Raw genomic sequence first — 22,216 nt, 5'->3', positions numbered from 1 at the left:
AAAGCTGATGAGCACTGGGCTGGCATATGCCTTGCACCTTTATCGCTCATCGGTGCCCGTGCCGTTGCCGGGACGGGCGCCATATGGATTCAAGGACAAGGGCGCCGTCATCCCGGTGGTTGGCGGCGCTTTTATGTGGAAGGTGATGCGCGATGAATGAAGTTCCAGCCAACCCCCTGGCCTGGGTCCACGGCAGCGATGCCCCGGAAAAGAGCGCGGTCAATCTGGGCTTCATGGCCCTGAGCGACTGCGCCCCGTTGGTGGTGGCCGCGACCCAGGGTTTTGCCCAGCCCTACGGCCTGACCCTGAACCTCATACGCCAGAGTTCCTGGGCCAACCTGCGGGACAAGCTGGTCAGCGGTGAAATCGATGCCGCCCACAGCCTGTACGGCCTGGTCTACGCCGTACACCTGGGCATCGGCGGCGTCGCACCGACCGAGATGGCGGTGCTGATGGGGCTGAACCAGAACGGCCAGAGCATCAACCTGTCCCACGGCTTGCAGGCCCAGGGTGTGACCAGTCCTGAGGCACTGGAACGGCACGTGCACCAAACTCGCTCGAAACTGACCTTCGCCCAGACCTTCCCCACCGGCACCCATGCCATGTGGCTTTATTACTGGCTGGCGGCCCAGGGCATCCATCCCTTGTCCGACGTCGACAGTGTGGTGGTGCCGCCACCGCAGATGATCGCGCACTTGCAGGCGGGTCGGATCGATGGCTTCTGCGTCGGCGAGCCGTGGTGCGCCAGCGCGGTCAAACAGAACCTCGGCTTTACCCTGGCGACCACCCAGACCATCTGGCCCGATCACCCGGAAAAAGTCCTGGGCTGCACCCGCGCTTTTGTCGAGCAGTACCCCAATACCGCCCGGGCGTTGGTGATGGCGATCCTCGAAGCCAGTCGTTTCATCGAACAGAGCACCGAGAACCGCCGCAGCACCGCGCAGCTGTTGAGTGCCCCCGAGTATCTCGATGCACCGTTGGACTGCATCGAACCGCGGTTGCTGGGGATTTACGCCGATGGCCTGGGCAACAGCTGGCACGATCCCCACGCCCTGCGCTTCCATGGCGGCGGCGAGGTGAACCTGCCATACCTGTCCGACGGCATGTGGTTCATGACCCAGTTCCGGCGCTGGGGCTTGCTGCGTGAAGATCCGGATTACCTGGCCGTGGCACGGGACGTCCAGCAGCTCAAGCTCTACCGCCAAGCGTGCGCGGCGCTGGACATCGCGTCGCCATCCAGGGACATGCGCAGCAGCCAGTTGATCGACGGCACCACCTGGGACGGCTCGGATCCGGCCGCTTACGCCAAGAGCTTCAAACTGCACGCCTTGAGCGATGCGCCCGCCCTTTGCGCCAGTCGCTGACAGGAGCCCGATCATGCTGCGTATCCTGCTGATCAACGACACCGCGAAGAAAGTCGGGCGACTGAAGGCGGCCCTGATCGAGGCCGGGTTCGAGGTCATCGATGAGTCCGGCCTGACCATCGACCTGCCGTCGCGCGTCGAAACCGTGCGTCCGGACGTGATCCTGATCGATACCGAGTCACCCGGGCGTGATGTGATGGAACAGGTGGTGCTGGTCAGCCGCGACCAGCCGCGACCGATCGTCATGTTTACCGATGAGCACGACCCGGGGGTGATGCGCCAGGCGATCAAGTCGGGCGTCAGCGCCTACATCGTCGAAGGCATCCATGCCGCACGCCTGCAACCGATCCTCGACGTCGCCATGGCCCGCTTCGAAAGCGACCAGGCCCTGCGTGCCCAACTGTTGGCCCGCGACCAGCAACTGGCCGAACGCAAACGCATCGAACTGGCTAAAGGCATGCTGATGAAAATGAAAGACTGCAATGAAGAACAGGCCTACACCCTGATGCGCCGCCAGGCCATGAGCCGCCAGCAGAAGCTGATCCAGGTGGCGGAGCAGATCATTGCCATGAATGAGCTGTTGGGCTGAAGGCCCCGCAGCGCCTGGGCTGGCGCCATCGCGAGCAAGCTCGCTCCCACAGAGGCCGGCGGTGACCGCAGCCCTTGTGTACACCACAAATCCACTGTGGGAGCGAGCCTGCTCGCGATAGGCATCACTCCGACTCCGCTGTTGGCACAAATCTCGCTTAATCACCCCCACAGGTAACCAACGGCGGTTGCCCCACCTACGACAAAGACGTCGCATACCCTTTTTGCCTGGCTTGGCGACTCGGGTTGCGGCGTTTTTTTGCTTTGGCCCCAACGTCCGGGGTCGGTGGGGTCGCCCGAGTGGCGCACCACTTCGAAGCACTGACTCATTTCTCGAGACTTTTACTGAGGTGCGCGATGAATTCAAGCTTTTGGAAATCCGGCCACACCCCGACTCTGTTCGCAGCCTTCCTCTATTTCGACCTGAGTTTCATGGTCTGGTACCTGCTTGGCCCGCTGGCGGTGCAGATCTCTGCCGACTTGCACCTGACCACCCAGCAACGCGGCCTGATGGTCGCCACGCCGATCCTCGCCGGTGCGGTGCTGCGCTTGTTCATGGGCCTATTGGCCGACCGGATTTCGCCCAAGACCGCCGGCTTGGTGGGACAGGTGATCGTGATCAGCGCGCTGTTCTGCGCCTGGAAACTGGGGATCCACAGCTACGAACAAGCCCTGCTGCTGGGCCTGTTTCTGGGTGTGGCCGGGGCTTCGTTCGCCGTGGCCCTGCCGTTGGCCTCACAGTGGTATCCGCCTCAGCACCAAGGCAAGGCGATGGGCATCGCCGGTGCCGGTAACTCGGGCACGGTGCTCGCCGCGTTGATCGCGCCGATCATGGCCGTGACGTTCGGTTGGACCAACGTGTTCGGTTTCGCCCTGATCCCACTGGTACTGACGTTGGTGCTCTTCGCCTGGCTGGCGAAGAACGCTCCCGAGCGGCCGAAAGCCAAATCCATGGCCGACTATCTCAAGGCCCTGGGCGACCGTGACAGCTGGTGGTTCATGTTCTTCTACAGCGTGACCTTCGGCGGCTTCATCGGCCTGGCGAGCGCCCTGCCCGGCTACTTCAACGACCAGTACGGCCTGAGTCCGGTCACCGCCGGCTACTACACCGCCGCCTGCGTCTTCGGCGGCAGCCTGATGCGCCCGTTGGGCGGCGCCCTGGCGGATCGCTTCGGCGGCATTCGCACCTTGCTGGCCATGTACACCGTCGCGGCCGTCTGCATCGCCGCCGTGGGCTTCAACCTGCCAAGCTCCTACGCAGCCCTGGCCCTGTTCGTCTGCACGATGCTCGGTTTAGGTGCGGGCAACGGCGCGGTGTTCCAATTGGTGCCACAACGCTTCCGCCGCGAGATCGGCGTGATGACCGGGTTGATCGGCATGGCCGGCGGCATCGGTGGCTTCGCCCTGGCGGCGGGCATGGGCGCGATCAAACAGAGCACCGGCAGCTATCAACTGGCGCTGTGGTTGTTCGCCAGCCTCGGTGTCCTGGCCTGGTTCGGCTTGTACGGTGTCAAGCGTCGCTGGAGAACCACCTGGGGTTCGGCTGCCGTCACCGCCGCCCGGGTATAAAGAGCGACCATGAGCCTGCAATTGAGTTTTGCCGAAGCCAGCGCCATCGGCCCACGGGAAGAAAACCAGGACGCGTTGCGCCTGGTCACCCCCGCCCCGGCCCTGGCCGCCAGCAAGGGCTACCTGTTCGCCATCGCCGACGGTGTGAGCCAGTGCGCCGATGGCGGGCTGGCCGCCCGTTCGACCTTACAGGCCTTGGCCCTTGACTACTATTCCACGCCACAGACCTGGGGCGTGGCCCAGGCACTGGACCGGCTGTTGCTGGCGCAGAACCGCTGGCTCCAGGCCAACGGTGGAGGGCAGCCCCTGCTCACCACCGTCAGCGCCCTGGTATTGCGCGGACGACGCTTCACCTTGGCCCACGTCGGCGATTGCCGGGTCTACCGCTGGCACGCCGATCAGCTGCAACGGGTCAGCGAAGACCACGTCTGGGAACAACCGGGCATGCAGCATGTGCTCAAGCGTGCCCTGGGGCTTGATCAACACCTGATCCTGGACTTCCTCGACGGCGAGCTGCGCGCCGACGAAACCTTCGTCCTGCTCAGCGACGGTGTTTGGGCGGTACTGGGGGACACCGCCATCGCCGGCATCCTGCGCGACCAACCGGACCTCAATATCGCGGCCCAGACCCTGGTCAACGCCGCCCACCTGGCCGGTAGCCAGGACAACGCCAGCGCGTTGCTGGTGCGGGTCGACGCCGTGGGCGAAGCGAGCATCGGGGATGCGCTGATCCAGCTACAGCAATGGCCCCTGCCGCCAACGCTCAAATCCGGTCAGCTGTTCGAAGGCTGGCAGATCGAAGGCATGCTCGGCCAGAGCCAGCAGTCGCTGCTCTATCGGGTGCGTGACAGCCAAGGCCAGCCCTGGCTGCTGAAAACCCTGCCAGGGCACCTGCGGGACGACACCCGGGCCGGGCAAGCGCTGCTGTCGGAAGAATGGTTTCTCAAGCGGGTCGCGGGCCGGCAGTTTCCCGAAATCCACGGTGTACCGCAGCGCCAGCATCTGTACTACGTGATGCGCGAATATTCGGGCCAGACCCTGGCTGAGCTGTTCGACCAAGGCGGCCCGCTGCCCCTGGCTCAATGGCTGGACCTGGCGCAACGGCTGGTGCGGGCCGTAGGCCTGTTGCATCGCCGGCAGATCTACCACCGCGACATCAAGCCGGAAAACCTGCACTTGGGGGACGACGGCGAACTGCGCCTGCTGGACTTCGGGCTGGCGTACTGCCCGGGGCTGTCGGAGGACCAGGCCAATGTCTTGCCGGGCACGCCCAGCTATATCGCCCCGGAAGCCTTCGCCGGAGATGCACCGACTGCACGACAGGACCTGTATGCCGTCGGCGTGACCTTGTATTTCCTACTGACCGGGCATTATCCCTACGGCGAGATCGAAGCCTTCCAACGCCCGCGCTTCGGCGTGCCGGTCAGCGCCAACCGCTATCGCCCGGACCTGGCCGAATGGCTCGGGCAAAGCCTGGAGCGCACGGTCGCGGCGGATCCGGCGCAGCGCTTTGAAACGGCCGAGGAATGGCTGTTGCTGCTGGAACAGGGCGAACGCCGCAGCTTGAGCGTACGGCCCCGGCCGCTGCTGGAGAGGGAACCGCTGAAGGTCTGGCGAGTATTGGCGCTGGTGTCGTTGGTGGGGAATCTGGTGCTGCTGTTTCTGGTGTTTCATAGCTGAGCCCCGGTCGCGCCCATCGCGAGCAGGCTCGCTCCCACAGGGTTCGGTGCGACCGCAACCCTTGTGTACACCGCAAATCCACTGTGGGAGCGAGCCTGCTCGCGATGGGGCCTGACGGCCATGCACGCTCCATTACCGGGCAACACGCTTTGATTCAGTGCAATAAATTCCCCTCCAGCGCATTCAGCCGCCGACATCCCCAATAAAACCGCATCCCAAAGCCACTTGGCACAACCGCTGCATAGTCTCTCTCACCATACATAAAGCAACGCCTCCAACGATGAAGGCGGTGCTTCCCGAGAGAACGGGACCAGGACAAAGGCGTCCTCGCTAGATCACTAGCGGGACGCCTTTTTTTGTTTTCGTAGAAATTGCCGAGCCAGTCCGATTCGCCGTGATGAAACGGGCCTGAGTTCGCGGAGAAGCCTGATGAAAAAACTCAAACTGGTGATGATCGGCAACGGCATGGCCGGCGTGCGGACCCTTGAAGAGTTGCTCAAGCTGAGTAACGAGCTGTACGACATCACGGTGTTCGGCGCCGAGCCCCATGCCAACTACAACCGCATCCTGCTCTCCCCCGTGCTGGCCGGTGAACAGACGTTCGAAGAGATCGTGCTTAATGATCTGAGCTGGTACCAGGACCACAACATCAACTTGCTGCTCAACCGCAAGGTGGTGCAGATCGACCGGGTCAAGCGCAGGGTCATTGCCGAAGACGGCAGCGAAGCCGAATACGATCGCCTGCTGATCGCCACCGGTTCGACGCCTTTCATCCTGCCGATTCCGGGCCACACCCTGGAAGGCGTGATCGGCTACCGCGATATCGCCGATACCCAGATGATGATCGACACCGCCAAGACCCACAAACACGCCGTGGTCATCGGTGGCGGCCTGCTGGGCCTGGAAGCGGCCAACGGCCTGAAGCTGCGGGGCATGGACGTGACCGTGGTGCACCTGGGCGAATGGCTGCTGGAGCGGCAACTGGACAAGACCAGCGGGCAACTGCTGCAAACCGCCCTGGAAAGTCGTGGCCTGAAATTCCGTCTGTGCGAACAGACCCAGGCCCTGCACGACGCCGGCGACGGCCGGGTCGGCTCGGTGCAGTTCAAGAACGGCGACATCATTCCCGCCGACCTGGTGGTGATGGCCGCCGGCATCCGGCCCAATACCGAACTCGCGGAAAAATCCGGCATCCCGTGCAGTCGCGGGATCCTGGTCAACGACACGATGCAGACCTATGACCCGCGCATCTACGCCATCGGAGAATGCGCCAGCCACCGTGGCACCGCCTATGGCCTGGTGGCCCCGTTATTCGAACAGGCCAAGGTCTGCGCCAACCACCTCGCGCAACTGGGCTTTGCAACCTACAAGGGTTCGGTGACCTCGACCAAACTCAAAGTCACCGGCATCGACCTGTTCTCCGCCGGCGACTTCATGGGCGGCGAAGGCACCGAGACCATCACCCTTTCCGACCCGATTGGCGGCGTCTACAAAAAACTGGTGATCAAGGATGACGTGCTGGTCGGCGCCTGCCTGTACGGCGATACCGCAGACGGCGGTTGGTATTTCCGGCAGATCCGTGAGAACGCCGCCATCGGCGAGATTCGCGACCACCTGATGTTCGGTGAAAACGCCCTGGGCGACGTCGGACACCAGGGCCAGGACAAAGCCATGAGCATGGCCGACAGCGCTGAAGTCTGTGGCTGCAACGGCGTGTGCAAGGGCACCATTGTCAAGGCCATCCAGGAGCATGGGCTGTTCAGCGTCGACGACGTGAAAAAACACACCAAGGCCGCCAGTTCCTGCGGCTCCTGCGCCGGCCTGGTGGAACAGATCCTGATCAATACCGTGGGCGGCGCGGCGGACGTCAAGCCGAAAAGCGAGAAAGCCATCTGTGGGTGCAGCGACCTGAATCACGGGCAGATCCGCCAGGCGATTCGTGACCAGCACCTGCTGACCATCGCCGGGACCATCAGCTACCTGAACTGGCGCACCCCGAACGGCTGCGCCACCTGCCGTCCGGCGCTGAACTATTACTTGATTTCCACCTGGCCCGGCGAAGCCCACGATGACCCGCAATCGCGCCTGATCAACGAGCGCGCCCACGCCAACATCCAGAAAGACGGCACCTACTCGGTGGTCCCGCGGATGTGGGGCGGGGTCACCACGCCTTCGGAGCTGCGGCGCATCGCCGATGTGGCCGACAAATACAGCGTGCCGATGGTCAAGGTCACGGGCGGGCAACGCATCGACTTGCTGGGCATCAGCAAACAGGACCTGCCCGGTGTCTGGAAAGACCTCGACATGCCCTCCGGCCACGCCTACGGCAAGTCCATCCGCACCGTGAAGACCTGCGTGGGCAGCGAGTTCTGCCGCTTCGGCACGCAGAACTCCACCCAGCTGGGCATCGAGCTGGAGCACGACCTGTTCAACATGTGGTCGCCCCACAAGGTCAAGCTGGCCGTCTCCGGCTGCCCGCGCAACTGCTCGGAGGCCGGCATCAAGGACGTCGGCATCATCGGCGTGGATTCCGGCTGGGAGATGTACATCGGCGGCAACGGCGGGATCAAGACCGAGGTCGCCGAGTTCTTCGTCAAGCTCAAGACCGCCGAAGAAGTGCGCGAATACAACGGCGCCTTCCTGCAGTTGTACCGCGAGGAAGCGTTCTACCTCGAACGCACCGTGCATTACATGCAGCGGGTCGGCATGGAGCACATCAAGAAGACCGTGCTCGAAGACCCGGCGCGGCGCAAAGCCCTGCATGAACGCCTGAAGTTTTCCCTGTCGCTGGAACAGGACCCGTGGAAGCAGCGCCTGGAACAACCCCAGCTCAGGAAAGAGTTTGAAGTCATCCCCGTGAAAAACCTGGAGGTGCCGGCATGAACTGGCTGGATATCTGTGCGCTGGAAGAAATCAACGCCCTGGGCTCGCGCATCATCAATGGGCCGAAAGGCGATATCGCGATTTTTCGCACCAGCGATGACGAGGTTTTCGCGCTGGATGACCGCTGCCCCCACAAGGGCGGCCCGTTGTCCCAGGGTCTGATCTACGGCAAGCGCGTGGCATGCCCGCTGCACAACTGGCAGATCGACCTGGAAACCGGCCAGGCCCAGGCCCCGGACGTAGGGTGCGCCCATCACCATTCGGCGCGGGTCGAGAACGGCCGGGTGCTGCTGGCCCTGCGGGAAGCAAGCTGATGAGCCGCCAGAGCACTGCCTCGACCTGTTGTTACTGCGGGGTCGGGTGTGGCGTGTTGATCGAGCATGACGAGGAGCGCATCCTCGGCGTCAGCGGCGATCCCACCCACCCGGCCAACTTCGGCAAACTGTGCAGCAAGGGCTCGACCCTGCACCTGACCGGCGATCTCGCCGCCCGCGCCCTGTACCCGGAACTGCGCCTGGGCAAGGGCCTGGCCCGGGCCCGCAGCGACTGGGACAGCGCCCTGGACCACGCCGCCAGTGTCTTCGCCGAGACCATCGCCGAGCACGGCCCGGACAGCGTGGCGTTCTACATCTCCGGCCAGTTGCTGACCGAGGATTACTACGCCTTTAACAAACTCGCCCGGGCGCTGGTGGGCACCAACAACATCGACAGTAATTCACGGCTCTGCATGTCCTCGGCGGTCGTGGGCTACAAACGCAGCCTCGGCGCCGATGCCCCGCCTTGCAGCTATGAAGACCTGGAACTGAGCGACTGCGTGATGATCGTCGGCAGCAACATGGCCTATGCCCACCCGATCCTGTTTCGCCGCCTCGAAGAAGCCAAAGCCCGCCGGCCACAGATGAAAATCATCGTCATCGACCCCCGGCGCACCGACACCTGCGACCTGGCGGACCTGCACCTGGCAATCCTGCCGGGCACCGATGTCGCCTTGTTCCATGGGATTTTGCACCTGCTGCTGTGGGAAGACTGGGTCGACCGCACGTTCATCAAGGCCCATACCGAAGGCCTGGCGGACCTGAAGAACCTGGTGCGCGACTACACGCCGGCCACGGTCGCCCAACTCTGCGGCATCAGCGTCGAGCAACTGCATCAGTGCGCGCAATGGGTCGGCACTTCGCCGAGTTTCCTGTCGCTGTGGTGCATGGGCCTGAACCAGTCCACCGCCGGCAGCGCGAAGAACAGCGCGCTGATCAACCTGCACCTGGCCACCGGGCAGATCGGCCGTCCGGGCGCGGGTCCGTTCTCGCTGACCGGCCAGCCCAACGCCATGGGCGGACGGGAGACCGGCAGCCTGTCGAACCTGCTGCCGGGCCACCGCGAGGCCGCGAACCCGGAGCATCGCGCTGATGTTGCCCGCTACTGGGGCGTCGAACAGTTGCCCGCCAACGCAGGCCTGAGCGCCATCGAGCTGTTCGAGCAGGTTCGCAACGGCAAGATCAAGGCCTTGTGGATCGCCTGCACCAACCCGGCCCAATCGATGCCGGACCAGACCGCCGTGCGCGAGGCCCTGCAAGCCTGCCCATTCGTGGTATTGCAGGAAGCCTTCCGCACCACCGAGACCGCCGCCTATGCCGACCTGCTGCTGCCGGCGGCCAGTTGGGGCGAGAAAGAAGGCTCGGTGACCAACTCCGAACGGCGCATTTCCCACGTACGCCGGGCCATTGGCGCACCGGGCGAGGCGCGCCCGGACTGGGCCATCACTGTGGATTTCGCCCAACGCCTGGAGAAACGCCTGCGCCCGGGCCAGCCCAGCCTGTTCGCCTTCGAGACACCGGCCCAATTGTTCGATGAGTATAAACAGCTGACCTGCGGCCGCGACCTGGACCTGTCGGGCATCAGCCATGCCTTGATCGACCGACTCGGCCCGCAGCAATGGCCCTTCCCGGCCGGCGCCACGGTCGGCACCGCACGCCTGTATATGGATGGGATCTTTCCTACCGATAGTGGCCGCGCACGGTTTATCGCCGACCCATATCGCGCCGCCAAGGAACTGCGTGACGCCCGCTACCCATTGACCCTGAACACCGGCCGCCTGCGCGACCAATGGCACGGCATGAGCCGTACCGGGACCGCTGCGCAGTTGTTCGGCCATGTGAACGAAGCCGTATTGAGCCTGCATCCCGATGAATTGGTGCGTCACCGTCTGCGAGCCGGCGACCTGGTCAGCCTCAGGAGTCGTCGTGGCGCGGTGATCGTGGCGGTGGACAGCGACGAGAGCGTCCGCCCCGGCCAGGCGTTCCTGCCCATGCACTGGGGCGACCGGTTCCTCAAGGGCGGCGTGAATACCCTGACCCAACCGGCATTCGACCCCTTGTCGAAACAGCCGGAGCTCAAGCACAGCGGCGTACGTCTGGAACCGGTGGACCTACCCTGGCAACTTTTCGCCTTGATCGAGGGCGATGTCCAACAGCATTTGGAGACATTACGCCCGCTGTGCGAAGCATTTTCCTACGTCAGCCTGAGCCTCACCGGGCGTGAACGCCCGGCGTTGCTGATTCGCGCCGCCAGCGCTGGCGCGCCCGAACCACAGGTACTTCAGGCGATCGACGAACAACTGGGGCTGGTGGACGGACCGGTCCTGGCCTATGACGATCCGCGCCGTGCCATCGGTAAACGGGTGCGGATCGTAAACGGCCGCATCACCGCGATTCGCCTGGCCGGTGAAACCCTGGCTCGGCACTGGTTGCAGAACCTTTGGTCGGAAGGTCGCGCCGATGAGCAACTGCGCCGTTGGTTGCTGGCACCGTTGAGCGCACCACCGGGCAACGTCGGTGCCACCCTGGGCGCCGGCAAGACCCTGTGCAACTGCATGAACGTCAGCCAGCGTGCGGTCTGCGCCGGCATCGAGCGTGGCCTGGATTTGCAGGGGCTGAAACAGGAACTGGGCTGTGGCACGCAATGCGGTTCCTGTGTACCGGAAATCAAACGCTTGCTGGTTGCCACCGCGCAACCGGCGGCCGCTGTCTCGTGAGGAAAACACTATGAACGCAAAAGTCTGGCTGGTGGGCGCAGGTCCCGGTGACCCTGAATTACTGACCCTCAAAGCCGTGCGCGCCTTGGGCGAGGCGGACGTGGTGCTGATCGACGACCTGGTCAACGACGCCGTGCTGGAGCATTGCCCCGGCGCCCGCATCATTGCCGTGGGCAAGCGCGGCGGCTGCCGCTCCACGCCACAGGCGTTCATTCATCGGTTGATGCTGCGTTATGCCCGCCAGGGCAAATGCGTGGTACGCCTCAAGGGCGGCGATCCGTGCATTTTTGGCCGTGGCGGTGAAGAGGCACATTGGCTGCGCGAGCATGGGGTCGAGGTGGAGTTGGTCAATGGCATCACCGCCGGTCTTGCGGGAGCGACGCAATGCGATATTCCGCTGACCCTACGCGGGATCGCCCGGGGCGTGACGCTGGTCACGGCGCACACCCAGGACGGCAGCAGCCTGAACTGGCAGGCCCTGGCTCAGGGCGGGACCACCCTGGTGGTGTACATGGGCGTGGCGAAACTGAGCGAGATCCGTGAGCAACTGCTGGCCGGCGGCCTGGCGGCGGACACCCCGGTCGCCATGATCGAAAACGCCTCCCTGCCCCATCAGCGCGATTGCCGCAGCGACCTGGCCTCGATGGAAGCCGATGCCGGCGCGTTCGGGCTCAAGAGCCCGGCGATCCTGGTGATTGGTGCGGTGGCAGCGAGCGCACCAATTGCCCAGACCCAGCGGGCCTGGGTCCAAGCGCAAGGGCTGTAACCTACAAGCGCTCCCACACTTGATCACTGGTGCTTTAAAAAATTGAAGTCTTTATATAAATCCCAGGCAAAGAAAAGCCCGGCCTAGGCCGGGCTTTTCCAAAGCTGTGGGCTAATTACTTAGCTTGGGCTTCAACCTGCGCTTCTACGCGACGGTTAACTGCACGACCAGCGTCAGTAGCGTTGTCGGCAACTGGGCGGGATTCGCCGTAGCCAACAGAGTTAACGCGGGACGATTCAACACCGTACTGGTTGGTCAGAACTTGCTTGACGGCGCTTGCACGACGCTCGGACAGTTTCTGGTTGTAAGCGTCAGGACCGACGGAGTCAGTGTGACCTTCAACAGTAGTGGTGGTGGATGGGTACTGCTTCATGAAGTCAGCCAGGTTCTTGATGTCGCCGTAGCTGTTTGGCTTGACAACCGACTTGTCGAAGTCGAACTTCACGTCCAGCTCAACACGTACGACTTCAGCGACAGCTGGGCAGCCGTCAGCGTCAACAGTGACGTTGGCTGGGGTGTCAGGGCACTTGTCGACGTTGTCGCACACGCCATCGTTGTCGCTGTCGGAGCAGACTTCAGCCGGAGCTGGAACTGGAGCAGCGGCAGGCTTGGAACCGCCACCGAAGTTCACACCGATACCAACGCTAGGCGCCCACTCGGTGTCGCCCTGGTCGATGTTGTACTGAGCTTCAACGCCGGCACGGGCGTAGAAGTTTTCGGTGAAGTACAGCTTGGCGCCGCCACCTACGTTGGCGAAAGTAGAACGGTTACGACCGTTGCTGCCATTCTGGTCGATGCTCTGGTCGGAGAAACCGGCCGAGACGTAAGGACGCAGCATGTCGCCTGGGTTGTTGAAGTGGTACAGGGCGTCCAGAGCGGTGTTGGCACCCTTAACGTTCTTGCCGTCGTCGGCACGTACGTTGTGCACTTCGTCGTAGGCCAGACGCAGTTCAACGTCGTCGGTCAGGAAGTAACCAATCGAACCGCCGAACAGGTTGCCGTTGTTCTTGAAGTTACGAGCGCTGTCGAATTGTTCTTTCTTGGCGAAGCCTTCGATTTCAACTGCGCCTTGGCCTTGTGCCAGAGCGCCGAACGAAGTGGCAGCAATCAAAGAACCAATGGCAAAGCCCAAGGTGTTTTTCAGTTTCATCCGTTAAATCCCCATCTGGTGATTGTGAAGCAGTCCCGCAAACCGGGGGACAACTCGGCGGCAAGTCTATCAGAACTTGCCTACACGTAAGAGATATTTGCGCCGAACTAAGTTTCGGCAATGCCTGCAAATTTCTCACGCAATTTGTCAAGAGCACGCTTGTAACGCATTTTTGTCGCGCTCAAACCCATGTGCATGATGTCTGCGATCTCCTGGAACTCCAGCTCTGCGACAAATCGTAGCACCAGAATTTCCCGATCGATCGGGTTTACATAAACCAGCCAGCGATCAAGCCCGCCCTTCTCCTCAGGTTTAGGCGCCTTTTCGTCAGACGCTTCTTCAAGAGGGTCAAGGCTCAGCGCGTCCATCAAGCGACGCTTTCGCCGTTCCTTGCGGTACTGCGTGATGCATTCGTTGTAGGTGATGCTATAGAGCCATGTCTTGAACTTCGATTTCCCCTCGAAGTTCTTCAGGCCATACAGCACCTTCAACATCACCTCCTGACAGACATCGTCAGCATCCCGATCGTTCCCGAGATATCGCGCACAAACGTTAAATAATGTCCTCTGGTAACGGCGCATCAACTCTTCGTAAGCACGGGTGACGTGGAACAGCTCCGTATGTGCGCGCGCGACCAACTCCTCATCGGAGAGATCACGGGGGTCATAGCGCGTGGATGGCGATTGGGGTTTGTTCAAAACAAGTCGGGCCGACAGTCTAGGTCAATGTGCGCCGCAGCCTGGGGCTACCCGGCATTTTGCGGCGGCATACATTAGCAGGGTTTGCCGGGTTAGCGGCTACTCACATGCTGTTCCAGCAGGATCCGATTGGAGAGCGACACCAATTCGCCCTCATCGGTCAGCAATGTGGTCTTCACCGTGCCGATCTCCTCGATCTGGCCTTCGACCTCGCCAACACGCACTTGTTGCCCAACCTCGTACAACTCACGCACATAGATTCCCGCAAGAATCTGACCGGCAATTTCCCGGCTTCCCAATCCCATGGCCAGCGCGACGGCCAGACCAACGGTAATCAGAACGATTACGATCACATGGTTGAGCAGGTCAGTCTTGACCTCCAACTGGCTGATCGCAACCGAAATACTGATGATGATTACCAGGCCCTGGGCAATTCGCCCGACGCCTGCGGCGTAATCCAGCCCCACGCCCTCGGCCGCGCCGCGCACCAGCCCGTTGGCCAGTTGCGCCAGGAGCACGCCGACCAGCAGCACCAGCGCTGCACCAAAAACCTTCGGCAAATACAACGCGAGCATGTCCAGCGTAGCTGAAACTCGCTCAAGGCCAAGGGACTCAGCGGCAGAAACCAGGAAAATCAGCAACACGAACCAATAGACGATCTTGCCGACCAGGGTCGAGATCGGCACCTGGATGCCCCCTCGTGACAGCAATTTGGTCAGGCCGGTGCCGCCCATCAGGCGGTCGAGACCGAGCTTGGCGAGCAGTTTGGACAGCAGCGTATCCAACAGCTTGGCCACTACGAAGCCGAGCAACAGCACCACCAGCGCGCCGAAGAGGTTCGGGATGAAGTTAGCCACCTTGGTCCACAACGCGGTCATCGCCGTGACGAGGCTCTGGGTCCAGAGATCAAGTTCCATATTCAATCAGCCTTATCAGCGGTGCGAGTAACAGGTTTACGACGGGAAACCGGCGAAACGTGGGCCGACCCGTTATTCACGGCGATCATCAGCGCGGGCAACCAGCGGCCCAGCAGGCTGAACAGATCGCCGGCGCCGACCTGGCGGTTGGCGGTTTTCAGTACACGTCCCAGGCATGCGTCGTCGTCCCGGCTGGACGGCGAAGCCTTGAGCATGTCGCGCAAAGACTGTTCGAACGGATCGTGCATACGCACCTCTCGTGATGTCTGTGGAAGACGCGATCAAATTTCGTCGGGTCACATGAAGCCTCATCAGACCCAGCGCAAACGGCGGAACAACCACCATTGCCCCAGGGCCACGCAGACCATCAGCAGGCAGGCGACCATGAAACCGTAGGGGCTGTCGGACAATGGAATGCCGCCGACGTTGATGCCCAGAAGGCCGGTGAGGAAACTCATCGGCAGGAAGATGCCGGTAATGATGCCGAAGCGGTACATGGTGCGGTTCATGCGCACCGACAAACGCCGGTCCTCGGCCTCCAGCACAAGCCCCACGCGCTCTCGGGTCAATTCCAGCTCTTCGAGGTAACGGGTCAGGCTGTTGTTCAATTCGTTCCAGTAGTCGCCGTCATCCTCGACGAACCACGGCAACTTGAGCCGGCTCATCTGTCCGAAGATGTCCCGCTGTGGCGCCAGAAAGCGCTTCAGCCCGGCCGCCCGGCGACGGATATGTAAAATGGCGTCGTGCTCGGGGGTGTACCGTTCGTCGGTATCGAGTTGTTCTTCTTCGGTGTCGACGATTTCCGACAGGCAGGTCACCAGGTCCTGCACCTTGTTGGTCAGGTACTGCGCCATATAGAGGATGAGCTCCGAGGCGGTCTTGGGTCCCTTGCCTTCGGCCAGTTGCACCAGCAGCTCATCGGTGGCGCGCAACGGCCGCAGGCGCAGGGAGATGACCCGCTGGGCAGACGCAAAGATGCGTACCGAGACCATATCTTCCGGCTCGGCGCCCGGATTGAGGTTGATCCCCCTGAGGAACAGCAGCAGCTCGGCGTTGGGCAAAGGTAACAGCCGCGGGCGGGTGTTCTCTTCCAGCAGCAGGTCGCAGTTGAATTCACTCAGGCCGCTGGATTTGCGCAGCCAGGTGTGGGTCTGAGGATGGCTTCGATCCCAGTGCAGCCACAGGCTTTCGTGGCCTTGCAACTGCAAATCGTCGAGTTCGGTCCTGGCGATGGAACGTGCGCCGCCTTTACCGTCCAGCACCAGGGCATGCACCAGTCCCCACTGGGCGTTTTCTTCCTCGAACATCCTCATCCCTTATGGCGGTGGCGTGTCATTCAGGCATTTTCAGCGGACTTGGCGAGACGATCACGCCGTTGTTATCCGCATAGACATACTCGCCCGGACGGAACGTCACGCCGGCAAAGGTCACCGGCACGTTGAGGTCACCGATGCCGCGCTTATCGGTTTTCATCGGGTGACTGGCCAGGGCCTGGACACCGAGGTCGGTCTGGGCGATGACATCGACGTCGCGGATGCAACCGTAGATCACCAGCCCTTCCCAGCCATTCTTCGCGGCCTTTTCCGCCAGCATGTCACCCAGCAGCGCCCGGCGCAGAGAGCCGCCACCGTCCACCACTAACACCTTGCCAGCGCCCGGCTGCTCGACCTGCTCCTTGACCAGCGAGTTGTCTTCGAAGCATTTGATGGTCACGATTTCGCCACCGAACGAATCGCGGCCGCCGAAATTGCTGAACATCGGCTCCAGCACCTGGACCAGGTCCGGGTAGGCATCGCACAGGTCAGGCGTGAGGTAATGGTTCATCGAATAACTCCTGTAAGGCTGGGACTTCAGACTGAATGAGCAACCGTTTGTGACCGAAACCGCGTGAAGCGTCATATCTTAGCCGCAAGCCGACCAGAGCGAAATGCCCTTGTCAGAGCCTTCGCCTCAGACCGCCTCGGCCAGACGGGGCGTCTCCCCCTGCAATGGCGCAGCCTGATCGTCCAGCCAACGCGCGACCAGCGGCCAGACTTCAACCTGCGCGGCTTTGCTGACCAGCATCTCGACATGGCCGAAATCATCGTTGAAACCCTGCTCGCGGCCCAGGCACACGAACCGCTTGTGCTCGGAGCCGATCTGCTCGAACAGCTTGCGGCAAGCCCAGGTGGGGTCCTGCTGATCGCCCGCTGCGCTCACTGCCAGCACGGGTACGCGGACATCGGCCAGGCCGGCCCACCAATTTTTCTCGGCATCGCCGAAGCGTCCGAACAACCCGTACCAGCGCATGCTCTCCAGGGCCAGGCCGATGGGCTCGTCCTCGGGACCGCGCTTGAGCCGTGAGCCGGACAATTGGGCAAAACGCTTGAGGATAAAGCGGCCGCTCCATTCCACAGGCGGAATTTTCAGCGGCCAGTAGGTGCGGCTGACCTGGGTGCCGAAAAAAGCTGCCGAGGCCACGGCAGGCTCGCCCAGATAATGCCCGCCCAGCGCCGCCGCCAGGGTGATGCCGCCCAGGGAATGGCCGATCCAGTGCGGCACCTGAGCGCTCTGCTCGCGCACGAAGGCACCGATGGCCGGCAAGTCGTAGCGGGCGTAGTCGGCCACGCGGTTGTTGCGGTAATCCTGGTTACGCTGGGACAGGCCATGGCCGCGCATTTCGGGAATCCAGACATCGAAGCCCAGGCGAGCCAGATGCGCCCCCAGCCCGAGGCCCTTGGGGGAATACCAGAAACGCCTGTTGGAGAAACTACCATGCAACAGGATCACGGGGACGCCCCGGGTCGGGCCGGCATCGGCCATGCCCAGCCGGGTTACGGCCAGTTCGACGCTGTAGTCCGGGCTGTTGCCGGGTTTCAAACGATAGACGTCTTCGCTCAGATCACCGCGCCGCTCGGCGCTGATCAGAGCGACAGGAAATAGGTCGCTGCTGCTTTGCATAATGCTCTTGCACAAAAAAGGGCGGCATCCCTCAGGAGCCCGCCCTGTTTCAATCAAAAGGGACCGTTCGAGCACAGCACTGCTCAATTCAGACAGGTGAAATACCGTGGCGAGGGAGCTTGCTCCCGCTGGGCTGCGCAGCAGACCCATTTTTTTGAGTGCTTCGCACTCAAGCGGGAGCAAGCTCCCTCGCCACAATGAACTCCTGCCTTAAAACAGCGATGCCATGATCGGCCCGTTCACTCAATCAGACCGCGCCCTGCCCCTCAGCCAGGAAGAACCAGGTCTCCAGCACCGAGTCCGGGTTCAGCGAAACGCTTTCGATACCCTGTTCCATCAGCCATTTGGCCAGGTCCGGGTGGTCCGAAGGGCCTTGGCCGCAGATACCGATGTACTTGCCGGCCTTGTTGCAGGCAGCGATGGCGTTGGCCAGCAGCTTCTTGACCGCCGGGTTCCGCTCGTCGAACAGGTGCGCGATGATCCCGGAGTCACGGTCCAGGCCCAGGGTCAGCTGGGTCAGGTCGTTGGAGCCGATGGAGAAACCGTCGAAGAATTCGAGGAACTCTTCGGCCAGGATCGCGTTGGACGGCAACTCGCACATCATGATGACGCGCAGGCCGTTGTCGCCGCGTGCCAGACCGTTTTCCGCCAGCAGGTCGACCACCTGGCTCGCTTCGCCGAGGGTACGCACGAACGGCACCATGATCTCGACGTTGGTCAGGCCCATGTCGTTGCGCACGCGCTTGAGGGCGCGGCACTCGAGCTCGAAGCAGTCGCGGAACGATTCGCTGATGTAGCGCGAGGCGCCGCGGAAGCCCAGCATCGGGTTTTCTTCTTCAGGCTCGTAGAGCTTGCCGCCGATCAGGTTGGCGTACTCGTTGGACTTGAAGTCCGACAGGCGCACGATGACCTTTTTCGGGTAGAAGGCGGCAGCCAGGGTGCTGATGCCTTCCACCAGTTTCTCGACGTAGAAACCGACCGGATCGTCGTAGCCGGCGATGCGCTTGTCGACGCTGTCCTTGATCTCGGGCGGCAGGCCGTCATAGTTCAGCAGCGCCTTGGGGTGCACGCCGATCATGCGATTGATGATGAACTCCAGGCGGGCCAGGCCCACGCCGGCGTTCGGCAACTGCGCGAAGTCAAAGGCGCGGTCCGGGTTGCCGACGTTCATCATGATCTTGAACGGCAGCTCCGGCATGGCGTCCACGGAGTTCTTCTTGATATCGAAGCCCAGCTCGCCTTCGAAGATGTAGCCGGTATCGCCCTCGGCGCAGGATACGGTCACGCCCTGGCCATCCTTGAGCAGTTGTGTGGCGTTGCCGCAACCGACCACCGCCGGGATGCCCAGCTCACGGGCGATGATCGCCGCGTGGCAGGTCCGCCCGCCGCGGTTGGTGACGATGGCGCTGGCGCGCTTCATCACCGGTTCCCAGTCCGGGTCGGTCATGTCGGACACCAGCACGTCGCCGGCCTGGACCTTGTCCATCTCCGAGACGTCGTTGATGATCCGCACCTTGCCGGCGCCGATACGCTGGCCGATGGCGCGGCCTTCCACCAGCACGGTGCCGGTTTCCTTGAGCAGGTAGCGCTCCATGACGTTGGCCTGGGTGCGGCTCTTCACGGTTTCCGGACGGGCCTGCACGATGTACAGCTTGCCGTCGTCACCGTCCTTGGCCCACTCGATGTCCATCGGGCACTTGTAGTGTTTCTCGATGATCATCGCCTGTTTCGCCAGCTCGCTGACTTCCGCATCGGTCAGGCAGAAACGAGCGCGCTCGGCCTTGTCCACATCGACGGTTTTCACCGAACGACCGGCCTTGGCTTCGTCGCCGTAGATCATCTTGATGGCCTTGCTGCCCAGGTTACGCCGCAGGATCGCCGGGCGGCCGGCCTGGAGCGTGCCTTTATGGACATAGAACTCGTCCGGGTTCACCGCGCCCTGCACGACGGTTTCACCCAGGCCGTAGGCGCCGGTGATGAACACCACGTCACGGAAGCCCGACTCGGTGTCGAGGGTGAACATCACGCCGGCGGTACCGGTTTCGGAGCGGACCATGCGCTGCACGCCTGCCGACAGGGCCACCAGCTTGTGGTCGAAGCCCTGGTGTACGCGGTAGGAAATGGCACGGTCGTTGAAAAGGGAGGCGAAGACTTCCTTGGCGGCGCGGATGACGTTGTCCACGCCGCGGATGTTCAGGAAGGTTTCCTGCTGGCCGGCAAAGGAAGCGTCCGGCAGGTCTTCGGCGGTGGCCGAAGAGCGTACGGCGACGGCAATGTCGGGATTGCCTTCGGACAGCTTGGCGAAGGCGGTGCGGATCTCGGCGTTCAGTTGCTCGGGGAACTCGGCTTCCATGATCCACTGGCGGATCTGGGCACCGGTCTTGGCCAGGGCATTGACGTCATCCACGTCCAGGGCGTCGAGCGCTTCATGGATCTGTTGGTTCAAGCCACTCAGTTCCAGGAAATCACGATAAGCCTGAGCGGTCGTGGCGAAGCCACCTGGTACCGATACGCCGGCACCGGCGAGGTTACTGATCATCTCGCCCAGGGATGCGTTCTTGCCCCCCACATGCTCCACATCATGGACGCCGAGCTTATCGAGGGAAACTACGTACTCTACCAAGGTGATCTCTCCACTAACTGTGTTGGAAAAGCTCAAGGCACCGGACAGCTCCAGGGGAGCGAATGCCGGCGATATGGCCTGGACCTGGAAAATAAGTGAGAATGCGGGCCATTGGCGGCCGGCAAATCGCGCCTATCATATCCAAGAATCGTCACTAGCTCACTAGGGCCCAAGGCGCAAATGAAACGATCTGCTTTCTTTATCTCCGACGGCACCGGCATCACGGCCGAAACGCTAGGTCAAAGCCTGTTGGCGCAATTCGAAAACATTACCTTCACCAAGTTGACACGCCCCTACATCGACAGCGTCGACAAGGCGCGGGCGATGGTACAGCAAATCAATAAAGCCGCCGAAACCGACGGTTTTCGCCCGATCATCTTCGACACCATCGTCAATCAGGACATCCGTGAGATTCTCGCAACGTCCAATGGTTTCATGATCGACATTTTTTCCACCTTCCTCGCGCCCCTGGAGCAGGAACTGAGCGAGCACTCCTCGTACTCGGTCGGCAAGTCCCATTCCATCGGGCACAACTCCAACTACATGGAGCGGATCGAGGCGGTCAACTTCGCGCTGGACAACGATGACGGCGCACGCACGCATTATTACGACAAGGCCGACCTGATCCTAGTGGGTGTGTCGCGCTGTGGTAAGACGCCGACGTGCCTGTACATGGCGATGCAGTTCGGCATCCGCGCGGCCAACTACCCGCTGACCGAAGAGGACATGGAGCGCCTGCAACTGCCCAGCGCCCTGCGCGCCCACCAGCACAAGCTGTTCGGCCTGACCATCGACCCGGACCGCCTTACCGCGATCCGCAACGAGCGCAAGCCCAACAGCCGTTATTCGAGCTACGCCCAGTGCGAATTCGAAGTGCGCGAGGTGGAGAACCTGTTCCGGCGGGAGAACATTCCCCATATCAATTCCACGCATTTTTCGGTGGAAGAGATATCGGCGAAGATCCTGGTGGAGAAAGGGGTGGAGCGGCGGTTCAAATAAACCCGCACCAACACAAGACCTTGTGGGAGCGAGCTCGCTCGCGATTGCGGAGTGTCAGCCAGCACAAATTCTGCTGACCCACCGCTATCGTCGGATCGCCGCCCGGAGCAGGCTCGCTCCCACAAGGGGATCAGGGCTTACTCTGAGTTCAGTGACTCAACCGCCCAACCAACTCCTGCCCCACCGCCAGCGCCGAGGCCGGATTCTGGCCGGTGATCAATTCCCGATCCTTCACCACATGGGCGGTCCACGGCGCGGTGTTACTGCTGTACTGCCCGCCAGCCTGCTGCAACGCGGTCTGTGGGTAGAATTTCATACTTCCACCGCCCAACAGCCCCTTGGCCAGTTCCTCTTCCTGATTGCTGATTACGGTCATTTTGTACCCGGCGTAGATCCAGTCCGACGGGGCCGAGGCCTGGCCTTTGGCGGTCAGCTGGCCGACGAAGCCCTGGGCGTTGGGCAATGTCGACAGCAGCGCAATCGGCCCGTGGCAGACCAGCGCGGTGGTTTTACCCTTGTCATGAAAATGCGTCAGCACCCGGCCCAAAGGCGCACTGGTGAGCAAATCCTGCATGGGCGCATGGCCGCCCGGAATGTACAAGGCATCGAAACGGTCCAGGCCCTGCTGTTCGACGCGGGCCAGGCTGACCACGGGCGACTCTGCGGCCGAGGTGATTTTCAGCTGGGCCAGCAGCGCCTGGTAGCGCTCCAGCTCCGCCGCATCGTTGTTGAAGTACATTTTGTCCACTGACGAGCGATCGAGGGTCGGAGCCTTGCCTTCGGGGGTGGCAAAGGTCACCTGATGGCCGGCGTCCAGCAACAGCTTGACCGGTTGCAGCAGTTCGTTGAGGTAGAAACCGGTGGAAAAGACCTTGCCGTCGCGCAGATCCAAGTGATCGGCATCCGACAGGACCACCAGCACGTTATCGGCATGGGCTGCGACGCTGGAGGCCGCCAACGCGGCGGCGATTGCCAGGGGTGTGAGCTTTTTCATGATGACTCCAGAAG

Annotated in this window: 19 protein-coding genes; 10 read left to right on the top strand and 9 right to left on the bottom strand. The window is 62.2% G+C overall.

Features of this window, described 5'->3' with window-relative positions:
• Positions 1-7: 7 nt before the first annotated feature.
• The 9 genes from ACLEJQ_RS18560 (at position 8) to cobA (ending at position 11,881) form a co-directional block, all read left to right on the top strand.
• Positions 8-160 (top strand): hypothetical protein, encoded by a 153-nt coding sequence (locus ACLEJQ_RS18560; protein ID WP_440797239.1) that lies wholly within the window; start codon positions 8-10, stop codon positions 158-160.
• The gene (locus ACLEJQ_RS18555; RefSeq protein ID WP_440797237.1) at positions 153-1,364 is read left to right on the top strand and encodes a CmpA/NrtA family ABC transporter substrate-binding protein; all 1,212 of its coding nucleotides are present in this window, start codon (positions 153-155) and stop codon (positions 1,362-1,364) included. Before ACLEJQ_RS18560 ends, ACLEJQ_RS18555 begins: the two co-directional genes overlap by 8 nt.
• Positions 1,365-1,377: 13 nt before the next feature.
• The gene (locus ACLEJQ_RS18550; RefSeq protein WP_440797235.1) at positions 1,378-1,953 is read left to right on the top strand and encodes an ANTAR domain-containing response regulator; all 576 of its coding nucleotides are present in this window, start codon (positions 1,378-1,380) and stop codon (positions 1,951-1,953) included.
• A 356-nt stretch (positions 1,954-2,309) separates the two neighbouring features.
• A complete protein-coding gene (locus ACLEJQ_RS18545; protein WP_440797233.1) occupies positions 2,310-3,521 on the top strand; it encodes a nitrate/nitrite transporter in 1,212 nt (403 codons plus the stop codon).
• A gap of 9 nt (positions 3,522-3,530) precedes the next feature.
• A complete protein-coding gene (locus ACLEJQ_RS18540; RefSeq protein WP_440797231.1) occupies positions 3,531-5,201 on the top strand; it encodes a protein kinase domain-containing protein in 1,671 nt (556 codons plus the stop codon).
• A gap of 429 nt (positions 5,202-5,630) precedes the next feature.
• On the top strand, positions 5,631-8,084 hold the full coding sequence (nirB, locus tag ACLEJQ_RS18535; protein ID WP_440797229.1) for a nitrite reductase large subunit NirB: 2,454 nt from the start codon (positions 5,631-5,633) through the stop codon (positions 8,082-8,084).
• The gene (gene nirD / locus ACLEJQ_RS18530; protein WP_440797227.1) at positions 8,081-8,398 is read left to right on the top strand and encodes a nitrite reductase small subunit NirD; all 318 of its coding nucleotides are present in this window, start codon (positions 8,081-8,083) and stop codon (positions 8,396-8,398) included. Before nirB ends, nirD begins: the two co-directional genes overlap by 4 nt.
• On the top strand, positions 8,398-11,115 hold the full coding sequence (locus ACLEJQ_RS18525; RefSeq protein WP_440797225.1) for a nitrate reductase: 2,718 nt from the start codon (positions 8,398-8,400) through the stop codon (positions 11,113-11,115). Before nirD ends, ACLEJQ_RS18525 begins: the two co-directional genes overlap by 1 nt.
• Positions 11,116-11,125: 10 nt before the next feature.
• Complete coding sequence (cobA, locus tag ACLEJQ_RS18520; protein WP_440797223.1) at positions 11,126-11,881, top strand: uroporphyrinogen-III C-methyltransferase; 756 nt, start codon at positions 11,126-11,128, stop codon at positions 11,879-11,881.
• A 115-nt stretch (positions 11,882-11,996) separates the two neighbouring features.
• Here cobA and ACLEJQ_RS18515 read toward each other — a convergent pair whose 3' ends face one another.
• From ACLEJQ_RS18515 to ppsA, 8 genes are all read right to left on the bottom strand, one after another.
• Positions 11,997-13,031 carry an OmpA family protein gene (locus ACLEJQ_RS18515; protein WP_440797221.1) on the bottom strand — a complete coding sequence of 345 codons (1,035 nt, stop codon included), beginning with the start codon at positions 13,029-13,031 and terminating at the stop codon, positions 11,997-11,999.
• A gap of 107 nt (positions 13,032-13,138) precedes the next feature.
• Positions 13,139-13,729, bottom strand: coding sequence for an RNA polymerase sigma factor SigX (gene sigX / locus ACLEJQ_RS18510; RefSeq protein ID WP_440797219.1), 591 nt, complete (start codon positions 13,727-13,729; stop codon positions 13,139-13,141).
• A gap of 92 nt (positions 13,730-13,821) precedes the next feature.
• A complete protein-coding gene (locus tag ACLEJQ_RS18505) occupies positions 13,822-14,646 on the bottom strand; it encodes a mechanosensitive ion channel family protein (RefSeq protein ID WP_003183617.1) in 825 nt (274 codons plus the stop codon).
• A 2-nt stretch (positions 14,647-14,648) separates the two neighbouring features.
• A complete protein-coding gene (locus ACLEJQ_RS18500; RefSeq protein ID WP_245140630.1) occupies positions 14,649-14,894 on the bottom strand; it encodes a CrfX protein in 246 nt (81 codons plus the stop codon).
• A 63-nt stretch (positions 14,895-14,957) separates the two neighbouring features.
• Positions 14,958-15,953 (bottom strand): zinc transporter ZntB, encoded by a 996-nt coding sequence (locus ACLEJQ_RS18495; protein ID WP_440797217.1) that lies wholly within the window; start codon positions 15,951-15,953, stop codon positions 14,958-14,960.
• Between the two features lie 25 nt (positions 15,954-15,978).
• Positions 15,979-16,470, bottom strand: a complete 492-nt coding sequence (gene rraA / locus ACLEJQ_RS18490) for a ribonuclease E activity regulator RraA (protein WP_440797215.1) — start codon at positions 16,468-16,470, stop codon at positions 15,979-15,981.
• Positions 16,471-16,596: 126 nt separating this feature from the next.
• Positions 16,597-17,586 carry an alpha/beta fold hydrolase gene (locus ACLEJQ_RS18485; protein WP_440797213.1) on the bottom strand — a complete coding sequence of 330 codons (990 nt, stop codon included), beginning with the start codon at positions 17,584-17,586 and terminating at the stop codon, positions 16,597-16,599.
• Between the two features lie 247 nt (positions 17,587-17,833).
• Positions 17,834-20,209: a phosphoenolpyruvate synthase gene (gene ppsA / locus ACLEJQ_RS18480; RefSeq protein ID WP_440797211.1), complete on the bottom strand. Its 2,376-nt coding sequence runs from the start codon at positions 20,207-20,209 to the stop codon at positions 17,834-17,836.
• 180 nt (positions 20,210-20,389) lie between these two features.
• Between ppsA and ppsR the strand changes: the two genes are divergently transcribed.
• Positions 20,390-21,208 (top strand): posphoenolpyruvate synthetase regulatory kinase/phosphorylase PpsR, encoded by an 819-nt coding sequence (gene ppsR / locus ACLEJQ_RS18475; protein WP_042732259.1) that lies wholly within the window; start codon positions 20,390-20,392, stop codon positions 21,206-21,208.
• 148 nt (positions 21,209-21,356) lie between these two features.
• On the opposite strand, the gene ACLEJQ_RS18470 is transcribed toward ppsR, so the two are convergent.
• Positions 21,357-22,202, bottom strand: a complete 846-nt coding sequence (locus ACLEJQ_RS18470) for a type 1 glutamine amidotransferase domain-containing protein (protein WP_440797209.1) — start codon at positions 22,200-22,202, stop codon at positions 21,357-21,359.
• Positions 22,203-22,216: the final 14 nt, after the last annotated feature.

This window comes from Pseudomonas sp. SMV71, assembly GCF_052042015.1.
Taxonomy (GTDB): Bacteria; Pseudomonadota; Gammaproteobacteria; order Pseudomonadales; family Pseudomonadaceae; genus Aquipseudomonas.
This window is presented reverse-complemented; position numbering and strand designations above follow the sequence as displayed.

Bases quoted from the DNA above. Each gene is read 5' to 3' on its own strand.
- ACLEJQ_RS18560 (WP_440797239.1), top strand. From the start codon at position 8: ATGAGCACTGGGCTGGCATATGCCTTGCACCTTTATCGCTCATCGGTG.
- ACLEJQ_RS18555 (WP_440797237.1), top strand. From the start codon at position 153: ATGAATGAAGTTCCAGCCAACCCCCTGGCCTGGGTCCACGGCAGCGAT.
- ACLEJQ_RS18550 (WP_440797235.1), top strand. From the start codon at position 1,378: ATGCTGCGTATCCTGCTGATCAACGACACCGCGAAGAAAGTCGGGCGA.
- ACLEJQ_RS18545 (WP_440797233.1), top strand. From the start codon at position 2,310: ATGAATTCAAGCTTTTGGAAATCCGGCCACACCCCGACTCTGTTCGCA.
- ACLEJQ_RS18540 (WP_440797231.1), top strand. From the start codon at position 3,531: ATGAGCCTGCAATTGAGTTTTGCCGAAGCCAGCGCCATCGGCCCACGG.
- nirB (WP_440797229.1), top strand. From the start codon at position 5,631: ATGAAAAAACTCAAACTGGTGATGATCGGCAACGGCATGGCCGGCGTG.
- nirD (WP_440797227.1), top strand. From the start codon at position 8,081: ATGAACTGGCTGGATATCTGTGCGCTGGAAGAAATCAACGCCCTGGGC.
- ACLEJQ_RS18525 (WP_440797225.1), top strand. From the start codon at position 8,398: ATGAGCCGCCAGAGCACTGCCTCGACCTGTTGTTACTGCGGGGTCGGG.
- cobA (WP_440797223.1), top strand. From the start codon at position 11,126: ATGAACGCAAAAGTCTGGCTGGTGGGCGCAGGTCCCGGTGACCCTGAA.
- ACLEJQ_RS18515 (WP_440797221.1), bottom strand. From the start codon at position 13,031: ATGAAACTGAAAAACACCTTGGGCTTTGCCATTGGTTCTTTGATTGCT.
- ACLEJQ_RS18505 (WP_003183617.1), bottom strand. From the start codon at position 14,646: ATGGAACTTGATCTCTGGACCCAGAGCCTCGTCACGGCGATGACCGCG.
- ACLEJQ_RS18500 (WP_245140630.1), bottom strand. From the start codon at position 14,894: ATGCACGATCCGTTCGAACAGTCTTTGCGCGACATGCTCAAGGCTTCG.
- ACLEJQ_RS18495 (WP_440797217.1), bottom strand. From the start codon at position 15,953: ATGTTCGAGGAAGAAAACGCCCAGTGGGGACTGGTGCATGCCCTGGTG.
- rraA (WP_440797215.1), bottom strand. From the start codon at position 16,470: ATGAACCATTACCTCACGCCTGACCTGTGCGATGCCTACCCGGACCTG.
- ACLEJQ_RS18485 (WP_440797213.1), bottom strand. From the start codon at position 17,586: ATGCAAAGCAGCAGCGACCTATTTCCTGTCGCTCTGATCAGCGCCGAG.
- ppsR (WP_042732259.1), top strand. From the start codon at position 20,390: ATGAAACGATCTGCTTTCTTTATCTCCGACGGCACCGGCATCACGGCC.
- ACLEJQ_RS18470 (WP_440797209.1), bottom strand. From the start codon at position 22,202: ATGAAAAAGCTCACACCCCTGGCAATCGCCGCCGCGTTGGCGGCCTCC.